Below are 13,197 nucleotides of genomic sequence, written 5' to 3' on the forward strand. Positions count from 1 at the left end.
TATCTGTTTTGGTTTTGAGGCGAAGCTAAATGAAGCTGTACTTATTTTTGTTGTGTTTTGCATGCATAAGGCTCAATGCAGCTGAAATTACAATAGTGACCGAAGTATTCCCCGATTTTCAATACATTGACGAAAACAACCAACTTGCAGGGCGCTCTGTAGATAAAGTGAGAAACGCGCTCGCCAATACAGATATTAAATACACTATGTTAGCGCACAGTTGGGCTGTGTCTTATAACGCAGTATTAAGAGATACGAATACCTGTATATTTTCTATTGTAAGGTTACCTAAGCGAGAAGATAAGTTTAGCTGGGTGGCTGAGCTTGAAAGTTTTGACTCTGCTATTTATGCCCTTAAATCACGAAATATTCGCTTAAAAACGCTTAACGACGCTAAAAAATATAAAACAGCGGTGCTTAGGGATAATTTTAGCCACCATTATTTGCTAGAGCGTGGCTTTAGTGAGGCTAAAAACTTATTGATAATTGATAGCTTAGACAAAATAGATAAATTAATAAGTACACGGCACGATATTCTCGACTTTGTTATTTTAAGTAAAAAACAATTTAACTACCGCGCACAGTTTGAGCCAAAGCTTAAATTATTAGAGCCTATATTTACGCTCAATACACAACACTCTCCCCTTTACTTTGCCTGTAATAAAAACATGTCGCAAAGCCTACAAGATAGACTTGCGCTGGCATTCGATGAAGCAAAAAAGAAAAATAAACAACGCTAATTCAATGGCTTATTAATTAATCCTGTAAAAGCATAAATATAAATTGCCGCGTTTAAAAAAGCGTCTATAATCAGCTGCTTTTTATTGAAAAAGCGCTAACTTTTTGGAGCGTTAAATGGGTGATTTAATCGGGATTAGCTTATTGATCTTGATCAGTGCGTTGTTTGCCATGTCGGAAATTGCTATTGCAGCGTCGCGTAAAATTAAACTGCGGGTAATGGCCGATGAAGGCAGTGATAACGCAGCCGCGGTATTAAAACTGCAAGAAAACCCTGGGGCGTTTTTTGCGATGATCCAAATTGCCCTAAACGCGATTGCTATTTTAGGCGGAATAGTGGGCGAGCAAGCGCTATCGCCTTATGTACAAAGTATCTTGGTGCTTTTTTATCAAGGTGTACACCTTGAAAAAATTAGCTTTTTATTTTCGTTTTTTACCATTACCTCGCTGTTTATATTATTTGCCGATTTAATGCCAAAGCGTTTAGCGATGATCATGCCCGAAGCGGTGGCTGTGCGTGTGGTAACAATAATGCGATGGGTTACTTTTGCACTTACGCCATTAGTGATGTTTTTTAATGGTTTAACTAATTTTGTACTGCGTTTATTTAAAGTACCCGCAGAGCGAGAAGACATTGTTACCACCGAAGACATTGTGGCGATGATGGATGCGGGCGCAGAATACGGCAGCTTACAACAACAAGAGTATGAGCTAATTGGCAATGTGTTTGAACTAGAAGCACGCTTTTTATCAAGTGTAATGACCCCACGCGACCAAATAGTTTATTTTGACTTAAATGAAAGCAGCCACGATATAGCCACCAAAATTATTGAAAACCCCCATAATCATTTTTTAGTGGTCTCGGGTAATTTAGATAAATTACGCGGCTCTGTTGAGTCAAAAGATATACTACGACAAGTACTAAAAGGTGAGCCAGCTAATATTAAGCAAGAGCTGATTGAAACAGACTTGTTTTATTTACCTGAAACCCTAAGCCTGTCTGAGGCGCTAAATGCATTTAAAAGTGCTGCAAAACCGTTTGCTGTGGTAGTAAATGAATATGCCTTGTTAGTCGGTATTGTTACCGTAAAAGATTTAATGAAAGGGTTTATGGGAGATTTAATTACCCATCAAGGTGATGAACTTATTATTGCCCGCGATGAGCACTCATGGTTAGTGGATGGTTTAACCCCGATTTCTGATTTAGCAAAAGTATTAGACATTGAAGAGTTTCCCGATCAAATGCACTTTGAAACCGTGGCCGGCTTTTTAATATACACAATGAAGCGTATACCTAAACGTGCTGAGCACTTTACCTTTAATGGCTTTAAATTTGAGGTGGTTGATGTTGAGGGCATAAGGGTTGAGCAATTGTTGGTGTCTCGTATAAGTAAATAGTTATAAATTTGTATTAAAGCCAAGCTTAGCTTGGCTTTTTTGTTGCAGGTTAATAAATAACGCACCGCAATAAAGTTTATTTTTCATACTTGCCCGTTTTATTTTTCATCAAGTTAACACCTTCTACAACCTATGGCGTAGTTTAATTTTGCAACTGTAAGTTAGTGTAAATTTGCACCCGTTTTAATTTATTCTCGTTTAGATTTACTTTAGAATGATCGTTCACTCTAGACATAAATAGACTAAAAGGTATTTAACATGCAGCGTTCTCGCATCGCTTTATTTGTATTAACAGCCCTCGTTGGATCTGTTGCTTTAACAGGTTGCGACCAAGCAGCTGACTCGCAACAAGCTTCAGCTCCACAAGCAGTACCTGTTGGTGTAATTACATTAAAAAGCCAAGCGCTTACACTAAAAAAGGAGCTTCCCGGTCGCATTAGTGCTTTTCAAATTGCGGAAATCCGCCCGCAAGTAAGTGGCATTGTGCAATCGCGTTTATTTAAAGAAGGTGCTCAAGTTAAGCAAGGCCAAGCGCTTTATCAAATTGACCCCGCTACGTTTGAAGCTGACCTAGCAGCAAGCGAAGCAGCTGTGGCCCGCGCTGAGGCAAGTATTGCCAGCACTAAATCAAAAGCGTCGCGTTATAGCGAGCTTTTAAAAATTAAAGCCGTAAGTCAGCAAGACTTTGACGAAGCAGATGCAGCGCAAAAGCAAGCACAAGCAGAGCTATTAACGGCAAAAGCACAGCTTAAATCGGCGCAAATTAACCTAGACTACAGCCATGTATCTTCTCCAATCAGTGGCCAAATTAGTAAATCGAGCGTTACTGTTGGTGCGCTTGTTAGCGCTAATCAAACAACAGCACTGGCAACAGTGACCCAGCTTGACCCTATTTATGTTGATTTAACCCAATCAAGCAACGAGCTAACTCAACTTAAAAAAGCTATTTCTTCAGGTTCATTGAGCGTTGATTCACAATCGCAAACAGATGTTGAATTGCAAATGGAAGATGGCTCAACTTACCCACTTAAAGGCACGTTACAGTTCTCTGAAGTGACTGTAGACCCAAGCACAGGGTCGGTTACTTTACGCGCTAAATTCCCAAATCCTGATAAGTTATTATTACCGGGTATGTATGCACGTGCCTCAGTGGTTGAGGGCGTAAAACAAAACGCTATTTTAGTGCCGCAACGTGGGGTTAGCCGTAATACAAAAGGCGAGCCAACAGCCATGGTTGTTAGCAAAGAAAACACCGTTGAAAGCCGCGTCTTAAAAGTAGACAGAACGATTGGTTCAAACTGGTTAGTAACCGACGGGCTAAGCGATGGCGATAAAGTGATTATTGAAGGGTTACAAAAAATTCGCCCTGGAGCGCCGGTAACACCGACTGAAGTTTCACCATCAGCAACAGCTGACAAAGCGCAATAACGGAGAGTTTTAATGTCACGATTTTTTATCGACAGACCCATCTTTGCTTGGGTACTTGCTATCGTGGTTATGCTTGCAGGTGTTTTAGCTATTCAAAGTTTACCAATAGCTCAGTACCCGTCAATTGCCCCGCCGGCAATTAGTATTACTGCAACATACCCGGGCGCATCAGCACGTACCCTAGAGGATACGGTTACCCAAGTTATTGAGCAAAAAATGAAAGGCCTTGATGGTTTGCTATATATGTCATCGACTTCTGAGTCGAGTGGTTCAGCAACCCTTACGCTTTCATTTAGCGCCGAAACTGACCCGGATATTGCACAGGTACAAGTGCAAAACAAGTTAGCCACAGCCACCCCTTTGCTACCTGAAGAAGTGCAAAGGCAAGGTGTATCGGTGGCTAAGTCTGCACGTAACTTTTTAATGGTACTGGGTTTTGTATCAAAAGATGGCAGCATGACGAATATCGATATTGGTGATTATGTGTCATCTAATGTTCAAGATATTGTTTCGCGTGTTGAAGGGGTAGGTGAGGTTCAGCTGTTTGGTTCTCAGTATGCTATGCGTATTTGGTTAGACCCAGCTAAGCTGCAAAACTACAAGTTAACCCCTGCTGATATTAGTGCATCAATCAGTGCTCAAAACGCCCAAGTGTCTGCTGGGCAATTAGGCGGCATGCCTGCGGTTGAAGGTCAGCAACTTAATGCTACCGTTACTGCACAAAGCCGTTTACAAACAGCAAAAGAGTTTGAAGACATTATAGTTAAGGCAAACGCCGATGGCTCGTTTGTACGCCTTGAAGATGTAGCCCGTGTAGAGCTTGGTGGTGAAAGCTATCGTGTTGTAGCGCGTTACGATGGACAACCAGCATCGGGCTTAGGTATTAAGCTTGCCAGTGGGGCAAATGCACTCGATACCGCAGAAGGTGTAAAAGCTGCTATTGAAGAGTTAAAAGCGTTTTTTCCTGAAGGCTTAGATGTTGTTGTTCCTTATGATACTACTCCGTTTGTTTCGTTATCGATTGAAAAAGTAGTGCATACATTGATAGAAGCGGTTGTGCTGGTATTTGTTGTTATGTATCTGTTTTTACAAAACTTCCGCGCTACGCTTATTCCAACTATAGCTGTACCTGTGGTGTTGTTAGGTACTTTTGGTATTTTGTACGCGTTTGGCTATTCAATAAATACATTAACCATGTTTGCGATGGTACTTGCCATAGGTCTACTGGTTGATGATGCGATTGTTGTAGTAGAAAACGTTGAGCGTGTAATGAGTGAAGAAAAACTCTCTGCGCTTGAAGCAACACGTAAATCGATGGATGAAATTAAAGGCGCGCTAGTAGGTATTGCCATGGTGCTGTCGGCTGTATTTATTCCGATGGCGTTCTTTAGTGGCTCTACCGGTGTTATTTATCGTCAGTTTTCTATTACGCTGGTATCAGCAATGGGGCTCTCGGTATTAGTAGCACTTATTTTAACACCTGCACTGTGTGCCACGCTTTTAAAGCCTAGCCACGTGCATGATAATAGCTCGATGTTTGGCCGTTTTTTCAGTGGTTTTAACCGCGGGTTTGATAAAACAAATGCCGGCGCGCAAAGTTTTGTAAGCCGTATGATCCGCTTATCTAAGCGCTACCTTTTATGTTATGGCCTTATTGTTGCGGGCATGGTGTATATCTTTTCAAGCCTACCTACAGCGTTTTTACCTGATGAAGACCAAGGTATTTTGTTTAACCAGGTTTCACTGCCTGCAGGCTCAACTACCGAAGAAACATTAGAAGTGGTTAAAAAAGTAGAAAACCACTATTTAAACGATCAATCTGAAGCTGTTAACGGTATTTTTACGGTAACCGGATTTAGCTTTGCAGGTTCTGGTCAAAACTCAGCAATAGGGTTTGTAAACTTTAAGCATTGGGATGAGCGCGAACGTGATGATTTATCTGTGCAAGGTGTGGCAGGTAAAGCAATGGGCTATTTCTCAACGATTAAAGAAGCGTTTGTGTTTGCTTTCCCGCCGCCAGCCATTGTTGAGCTAGGTACTGCAAATGGTTTTAATATTTTCTTACAAGACAGGGTTGGACTTGGCCACGATGCTTTATTAGCAGCGCGTAATCAATTACTTGGTTTAGCGAGTCAAAGCCCAATTTTGGCGGGTGTACGCCCTAACGGACAGGAAGATATGCCCGAGCTGCAACTTGATGTTGACCTTGCTAAAGCACAAGCACTGGGTGTGTCTCAGGCAGATATTAACAGCACGCTATCAACTGCGTGGGGTAGTAGTTACGTTAATGACTTTATTGACCGTGGCCGCGTTAAAAAGGTCTACCTTCAAGGTGAAGCGCAAGGACGTATGGTGCCAGAGGATTTAAACAAGTGGTATGTACGTAATGACAGCGGCGATATGGTGCCATTTTCAGCCTTTGCAAGTTCGTATTGGACCTATGGTTCACCACGTCTTGAGCGTTATAACGGCTTTTCAGCAATGGAAATTCAAGGTACTGCTGCACCAGGTTACAGTACTGGCCAAGCAATGGATGAAATGGAGCGCTTAGTTAAACAACTTCCTAATGGAATTGCCTCTGAGTGGACGGGTATTTCGTTTCAAGAGCGCTCTAGCAGTGGCCAAGCCCCGTTACTTTACGGTTTATCGCTATTGTTTGTATTTTTATGTTTAGCAGCGCTTTATGAAAGCTGGTCTGTACCGTTTGCGGTTATGCTTATTGTGCCATTAGGTATATTTGGTGCGACGGTTGCCGCGGTAATGGCAGGTTTATCTAATGATATTTACCTTCAGGTAGGTTTATTAACCACCATAGGATTAGCCTCTAAAAATGCAATATTAATCGTAGAATTTGCGATTCATAAAATGCAAGAAGGCCTAGGGTTAGTCGATGCGGCTATTGCAGCAGTACGCTTACGCTTGCGTCCAATATTAATGACCTCAATGGCCTTTATTTGTGGTGTTATACCGCTTGCTATTGCCTCAAGTGCCGGTTCAGGTGCGCAAAATGCACTGGGTATTTCGATTATAGGTGGTACGCTTGCCTCTTCTATTTTAGTGGTGGTATTTGTGCCGTTATTCTTTGTTTTAGTTCGTCGTGTATTTCCAATGAAAAACACCGACGATAAAAAGGAGAGCGCACAATGAGCATTAAACGCTTCACTTTAAGCGCAATTACATTAGTTGTTTTAAGTGGCTGCCAACTAGCCCCTGAGCAAAAAGACCTTGCTTTACCAGTGCCAGATACTTATGTATCTGACACTGAGCAAGCAGCAGCGCAGCAGTTACATTGGCAGCAATTTTTTAATGATGAAAAATTGCAAACCTTGATTAGCTTAAGCCTTGAGCATAATAAAGATATGCAAATCGCGGTATTAAATGTGCAGCGTGTACGAGGTTTATATCAAATTGAAGATTCGGGCTTATATCCTTCATTAGATTTTAATGGTGGGGCTACGCGCCAACGTTTACCGGCTGATTTAACCAGTACGGGTGAAGCAGGTATTAGCTCACAGTACAGCGCAACGGTTGGTATTACCTCTTATGAATTAGATATTTGGGGTAAGGTACGTAGCCAGTCTGAGCAAGCCCTGCAAAACCTCTATAACACTGAGCTTACGCAATACAGCACGCAAATTTCACTCATTGCTGAGCTTGCCAATGCTTGGTTAAACTACGCAACTGACTTACAGCTATTAGAGCTTGCTAAAGAAACATTAAGCTCGCAGCAGGAGTCGCTCTCGCTTACGCAAAAAAGCTTTGATTTAGGCGCTACATCGGCAATTACGCTTGAGCAGCTTAAAAGTACGGTTGCCACTGCAAAAGTAGATATAGCAACATATAAACGCTTGTTAAAACGTGATAAAAGCGCGTTAGATTTACTGGTAGGGCGCCCTGTATCGAGTGATTTATTACCGACTAACTCGTTAACTAATTTACTGGATTTACCAGAAGTACCAGTTGGTTTACCCTCTGATTTATTAACGCAGCGCCCTGATATTAAAGCCGCTGAGCACGCTTTATTAGCCGCTAACGCGAATATAGGTATAGCGCGTGCGGCGTTTTACCCAAGCATTAGCTTAACCGCGACTGCGGGCAGTACGTCTAGCGATTTAAGTGGCTTGTTTGATTCAGGCTCAGGGACATGGAGCTTTGTACCGTCAATCAACTTACCAATTTTTACTATGGGACGTAATCAGGCAAATCTTGATGTGGCTAAGGCCGATCAAGAAATTGCGGTGGCGACGTACCAGCAAAAAATTCAAAATGCGTTTCGTGAAACTGCCGATGCATTAGCAGATAGAGAAGGCTTCAAAGAGCAACTTGATGCCCTCGATATGCTAATTAGTTCGCGTCAGTTAACGTACGATTTATCAAAAATGCGTTACGAAAAAGGGGCTGATAGCTACCTACAAGTACTTGATGCACAGCGTACGTGGTACTCGGCTCAACAGCAGTTAATAACAGGTCAGCAGGCTTACCTTGCCAGCCAAATTAATTTGTATAAAGCTTTAGGTGGCGGCTGGAATATAGCTAAAACACCTGTGCAAGAGCAGTAAAATGAAAGGTGTTGTTAAGTTAAGCTATGCAATGAGCTTACGCTGTATTAAGTATACGCTTAATACCGGAGTGGGGTTATGAGCACGAAAGCTAAAAGGCATATAGACCCAGCATTAGCACAAGCTAGGCGAGAGCAGGTGCTTAGTGCTGCCTCAGAGTGTTTTAAACGCAAGGGATACCATGGCGCAGGCATGGCCGAAATATCCCGTACGGCAGGCATGAGCGCTGGGCATATATATAACTACTTTGAAAGCAAAGAGGCAATAATTGAAAGTATTATTGCTAAAGACATGGAAGAAATGTTTTCTATCTTTCAGAAGTTTGAAGATCACCCAGGTGATGTTCTGCAAGCGCTTATAGATGGCTTAAACATTGGTGTACAAAGGCATATGGATACCGGTGCCTGTGTGGTTGATTTAGACATGATGGCGGAAGCGGGTCGCAATAGTAAAGTGGCCTCGCTTTTACGAGATATGGATATTCAAGCACGGGGGCGCATGCGTCAATTGCTCACCAGTGAACGTAGTGCACTTAAAGACACTGATGAACACGAACTTGAAAGCCGCATTAACGTTATTTTTTCGATGATGGCGGGGTTACTGCTTCGTAAGATGCTCTACCCTGAGCTCACCGAAGAAACGGTGTTAATCGCGCTTAGGCCTGCGATGAAAACCTTGCTCATGCCGTTTGATAAAACCAAGTAATAGAAAACTAAAAAGCGAGTCAAAAGACTCGCTTTTTTAATGCTAAATGCGCTCTATGCACCACAATAGTGCCATTGCAGCGATAGCAAGGGAGCCAATTGGCATCACCCATTTTATGTAAATAGGTTTATTGCGCATGGTTAGTAACACCGGCAGTGCAATACACAATATACTCAGCTGCCCAAGCTCTACACCTAAGTTAAACGCTAAAATGCTGAGCAATTGATAATCGCTCGAGAGCCCAAGCTCACCCAGTACACTGGCAAAGCCCATTCCATGTAACAAACCAAACGCAAAAGTAAGCCAGCCAAGGCGTAATATAACCGGCCATACATTGTTTAAAGCCGCAAATAATACCGAGATTGCAATACCTAGCTCTACCCAGCGGCTACTTGGCGAAACAAGATTAAGAGCCGTAGCAGTGAGGGTAAGTGAATGCGCAAGGGTAAACGCAGTCACAATCCACGCAGTGTGCTTAATAATGTGCTTTTTACTTGCTATTGCCTGCCAGTGACTATCATTTCGTGTTAAAACGCAGGTTAAAAGTAGTGCAATTAAAAATAAAATATGGTCAATGCCAATCCAAATATGTAACACGCCTTGATAAACATATTGGTTAAAAGTCGTTAAATAACTCGATTGCTCAGTGGTAAAAGTATGTTGTTGCTCATCTATAGTGAAAACCCGCGAAACCTGATTTACATTTACAATAACTTTGTGATTTGCGTCTTGGTTAAAAAAAGCGCGGTACGTTAACGTTACATCTGCATCAGTGTTACAGCTAAAAACTAGCGGCAACACTAAATATGCTTCATTAAAATGATTATCTAATTGGTAGTTATCGGTAATTGTTAATGGGCAAGTTAGCTCATTTTGTAAAACCGATAGAGTATTTTTGGCATAGCGATTAATAGCTGATTTTTGTGATTTTAATTCGCCCCAGCTTATTTGTGTGTCTTGGTTAACATCAAGCGCAATGTACTGTTCTAAATCGCTAATATTTATTTGCCAGGTGCCTGTGTATTGCTTTTCGTTGTTGGTATTATCCAGCGAAATGTAGCTTGTGCTCAACTGATGTGCTTGCACGCTAAAGTTGGCAAATAGCGCAACTATAAATAAAACAAATAACGCGTTTATTTTACTCATAAAGAATCCCTAACCATCGTATTTGCTTGGCTTAGTAAGTGTTTATCTGTACTCATTTTTGCTTGCTGCCAATTTATATTTGCCCAGTATTGTGCCTTGGCTTGGTTTGCTTGTACATGAATATAGTAGTTAGCTAAGTCGTTGGCATGGAAGGTATCTTGGCGTTGTTCACGTAATTTTACGCGCTGTTGCATAAGCGGTTGCCACACCGTATTAGTGTGCTTATTACTGCGTTTTTCAGCTATGGCTAACTTGAGCAAAATAGCGTCTTCAAGCGATGAGTGGCTATTGGCAAGTTTACCGAGTGTATTAAGCACTTTTTCAGGGTTGTTTTGCTGCAGTTGAATATCGGCCCACAGCACAATAAGGCTCACCGGGGCTGTGTTTAAATCAATATTATTTATATGCTGCTGCGCACGGGTGAATTTATTGAGTCTAAACGCCATTTCGCTGAGCACATGTTTTGTCGCTAAGCTGCTGTTTTTGTTTTGCGTAAGCTTAACTAACGCGTGATAACTTTCACTAAGTTTGCCCTGTTGGCTTTGTACATCTAGCACACACGTGCTGGCCGTTAATAGGCTGGTGTTACCAATTAATGCCACGCAATGGCGCTTAGCTTGTTCAAATTTTCCTTGTGTCATCAACATATTAGCGAGTAATAAATGGGTGTTTACATGATCTGGCTGGGTTTTTAATACGTTATTAGCAACTTCTATTGCACGTGAAAACGCATGCTCCTTTTGAAGTACCCGTGCATATAAATAACCGCTTTGTGCAGTTGCAGAAGCGGTAAATAGGTTTTTTAAGCGTTTTTTTAATACACCTTGATAGCGCTCTGTTTGGCCTATGTATTGGCTATTTAGCACCAGCGCAGTGAGTTGCTCAAGGGTTAAATTAGCACTCAATGTTGCATTGCTTGAGGCAATAATTGCGTTATCTTTTGGGGTAATTGGTTTTGCAAGCACGTTATTTACACACAGTGCAGCGCAAAAAACAAAGAGCATTTTTTTATAATGACTGCGCATTGTTTTATCCTCTTAAAAAAGCCATCCATGGCCATCAGCTTAATTTACTTACTGAGTTAGTTACTAGAAGCGCCCGATGAAATACCGCTTACGTCTGTGTCTGTATTGATAAAGACACGTCCGTTGGTAGATAGCGGTTGCGCAGTGGGGCTTTGGTTAAATGCATCGCTTGCAAATTGTGCAAAGTCCACTTGCAGTGCTTCAATGGTTATATTTACCGCTGCAGTCACTTGCTGGTTAACACCGTCTGATACACCAAACATAAAGCTGTCGCTACCGGTTGCCTCTTTGTTTGGGGTATAGGTGAAGCTGCCATCGCTATTTACTACAGCGTTACCTAATGTCGGCTGCGAAGTTAATGTGTATGTTAATGTATCTCCATCAGCATCGGTTGCCACTAACATGTCGTTAATTTCAACTTCTGTTTGTGTAATTAACATTGCATCACTAGCACTGGGCGCAGAATTTACAACCGGTGTGGGTTGTTTGTTATCATCATCACTGCTACACGCGCCTAGTGCCAAAGCGCATAACATTATACTGCTATGGGTAAGGTTTAAATTACGCATACGTTACTCCTTATTTAGAGCCTGCAAGTGGGGTGGCTAAGTATGGGAAAGTGGCATCCATCATGCTCGCATCAACTGGAGCACCATCAGTGAATGGCACTGTACCTACATCAGCATCCTCTGGTGTACATAGACCTAAGTCGGTGTCTTCACCATTTACAGGAATAGGGTGACATAAACGCCCCATTACCACGCGAAGTGCAATATCAACGACATCGTCACCTGGACGGCGCCCGTTTGGAAAACCTGCTAAATCATCACCGGCTACACCAAATGCAGACTGATCAGTTTGTGCTGTGGCTGCAATTGCAGTATTTAAACGTAGCATTTCTGATGGCGTTACGGTGGCTTGTTGGTTTACCCCTGCAAAACCAGTTAAAAATGCGGTGATTAAATCAGTACGTGGAAAGTTAGTTGGAGCAAGAGTTTCTAAATTAGCGCCAAGTGTGGTATTTACTGCATCTTTAAATAAAATATTTAACAGCTCTGGTAAAGACGGGTGCGAAACGTAATCTAAAAACTGTGCATCGTCTTTAGGATGAGCCGTTGAGAAGGTATCTTTGTCTTTAATACCAATAACTAGCTCATTAACTAATGGATTACCTAAGCGTGAAACCTGCGTTAATGCACCGCCATTTACCGCGTTATCTGCAAATTTAGCGTTAGGGTTTAAAATGCGTGCTTGAGGTAGGCTCGCTGTTGTCCATGAACCAATTACGCCGTTGCCTTCACCTACAATACAGCTTTTAGGCATTTCAACTGCAATTGAGGTAACGTTTTTATCTACGAGGACGTCATTCTCACTGCTTTGTGTAATCCCTCCAGGGAAACCACCGCCATCCCCAGCACCAGGCGCACTATCACCTTCAACGGGAACGTAATTTACTAAATCGAATGTTTTACCTAAGTTGACGACAAATGGGTCTTTGCGCTGACCAACAAATACTTTGGCCATACTGTCACAGCCTGGTACCGAAACTTGATAAACAAACTGATCTGCATAGGTTTGGTAATCAGCCATTGAACCAAATGTTTTGTCACCAATATAATCAAGCGGTTTATTAAACGTGGTTGAACTGGTGGTGGTATTACTTAATGCTGTACTGGTACCCGTGCGTTGTGGACCGCTTATCATGCTGAGTGTGTATGACTCGCTAAAATTAGCGGCGCTATCATCACCTGCTGCTACACCACCAACGTTTTTAAGTGGTACAGATACAGTACGTTGATTATCTTCTGGGCCAACGGTTAATTGCACGCCTTGATTATCGTTTGGCAGCATACTGGTAAAATTAAAGGCAAAGGTAATATCCTCAACTGCATCACCGTCGTTATCAATATGAATACTATAGGTTGCATCTGGGTCCATAGCAAAGTAGTTAGGGCCGCCGTAGGCATCTTGTAGAGGAATATAGTTGGCAATAAACGTAACGTAGTCGTCTCTGCCTGCTTCATAACTATTAAATACGTAAAAGTCGGTAGAGTCTAAGGTTGGAAAGCGGCTAATGTTCGGCGCTTCACGATGACTTGATGCCTCGCTAGAGGTGCTTACTAAGGTACTGCATACTACTACTGCGAGTATAGATGGAGTTAAAGCTTTCATGACTTTTTCCTTTAGTTTTGATTGGA

At 42.1% G+C, this 13,197-nt stretch carries 10 protein-coding genes; 6 read left to right on the plus strand and 4 right to left on the minus strand.

What is annotated here, in order from left to right:
- The first annotated feature begins 29 nt into the window (after positions 1-29).
- The 6 genes from OIZ54_RS04275 (at position 30) to OIZ54_RS04300 (ending at position 8,828) form a co-directional block, all read left to right on the plus strand.
- Positions 30-740, plus strand: a complete 711-nt coding sequence (locus tag OIZ54_RS04275) for a substrate-binding periplasmic protein (protein WP_264389809.1) — start codon at positions 30-32, stop codon at positions 738-740.
- A gap of 115 nt (positions 741-855) precedes the next feature.
- Positions 856-2,136: a hemolysin family protein gene (locus tag OIZ54_RS04280; RefSeq protein ID WP_264389810.1), complete on the plus strand. Its 1,281-nt coding sequence runs from the start codon at positions 856-858 to the stop codon at positions 2,134-2,136.
- 258 nt (positions 2,137-2,394) lie between these two features.
- Positions 2,395-3,564: an efflux RND transporter periplasmic adaptor subunit gene (locus tag OIZ54_RS04285; RefSeq protein WP_138579123.1), complete on the plus strand. Its 1,170-nt coding sequence runs from the start codon at positions 2,395-2,397 to the stop codon at positions 3,562-3,564.
- A 12-nt stretch (positions 3,565-3,576) separates the two neighbouring features.
- Complete coding sequence (locus OIZ54_RS04290) at positions 3,577-6,711, plus strand: efflux RND transporter permease subunit (RefSeq protein WP_054981829.1); 3,135 nt, start codon at positions 3,577-3,579, stop codon at positions 6,709-6,711.
- On the plus strand, positions 6,708-8,123 hold the full coding sequence (locus tag OIZ54_RS04295) for an efflux transporter outer membrane subunit (protein WP_264389811.1): 1,416 nt from the start codon (positions 6,708-6,710) through the stop codon (positions 8,121-8,123). Before OIZ54_RS04290 ends, OIZ54_RS04295 begins: the two co-directional genes overlap by 4 nt.
- A gap of 78 nt (positions 8,124-8,201) precedes the next feature.
- Positions 8,202-8,828 (plus strand): TetR/AcrR family transcriptional regulator, encoded by a 627-nt coding sequence (locus OIZ54_RS04300; RefSeq protein WP_264389812.1) that lies wholly within the window; start codon positions 8,202-8,204, stop codon positions 8,826-8,828.
- 42 nt (positions 8,829-8,870) lie between these two features.
- Here OIZ54_RS04300 and OIZ54_RS04305 read toward each other — a convergent pair whose 3' ends face one another.
- The 4 genes from OIZ54_RS04305 to OIZ54_RS04320 are packed head-to-tail and all read right to left on the minus strand — an operon-like array spanning position 8,871 to position 13,171.
- Positions 8,871-9,974 (minus strand): HupE/UreJ family protein, encoded by a 1,104-nt coding sequence (locus OIZ54_RS04305; RefSeq protein WP_264389814.1) that lies wholly within the window; start codon positions 9,972-9,974, stop codon positions 8,871-8,873.
- A complete protein-coding gene (locus tag OIZ54_RS04310) occupies positions 9,971-10,999 on the minus strand; it encodes a tetratricopeptide repeat protein (protein WP_264389815.1) in 1,029 nt (342 codons plus the stop codon). Before OIZ54_RS04310 ends, OIZ54_RS04305 begins: the two co-directional genes overlap by 4 nt.
- Positions 11,000-11,055: 56 nt before the next feature.
- Positions 11,056-11,568, minus strand: coding sequence for a cadherin-like domain-containing protein (locus tag OIZ54_RS04315; protein WP_264389816.1), 513 nt, complete (start codon positions 11,566-11,568; stop codon positions 11,056-11,058).
- Between the two features lie 10 nt (positions 11,569-11,578).
- Positions 11,579-13,171, minus strand: a complete 1,593-nt coding sequence (locus tag OIZ54_RS04320; protein ID WP_264389817.1) for a DUF4331 domain-containing protein — start codon at positions 13,169-13,171, stop codon at positions 11,579-11,581.
- Between the last annotated feature and the right edge of the window lie 26 nt (positions 13,172-13,197).

It is taken from the genome of Pseudoalteromonas sp. A3 (genome assembly GCF_025942345.1).
GTDB classification, from domain to species: domain Bacteria; phylum Pseudomonadota; class Gammaproteobacteria; order Enterobacterales; family Alteromonadaceae; genus Pseudoalteromonas; species Pseudoalteromonas atlantica.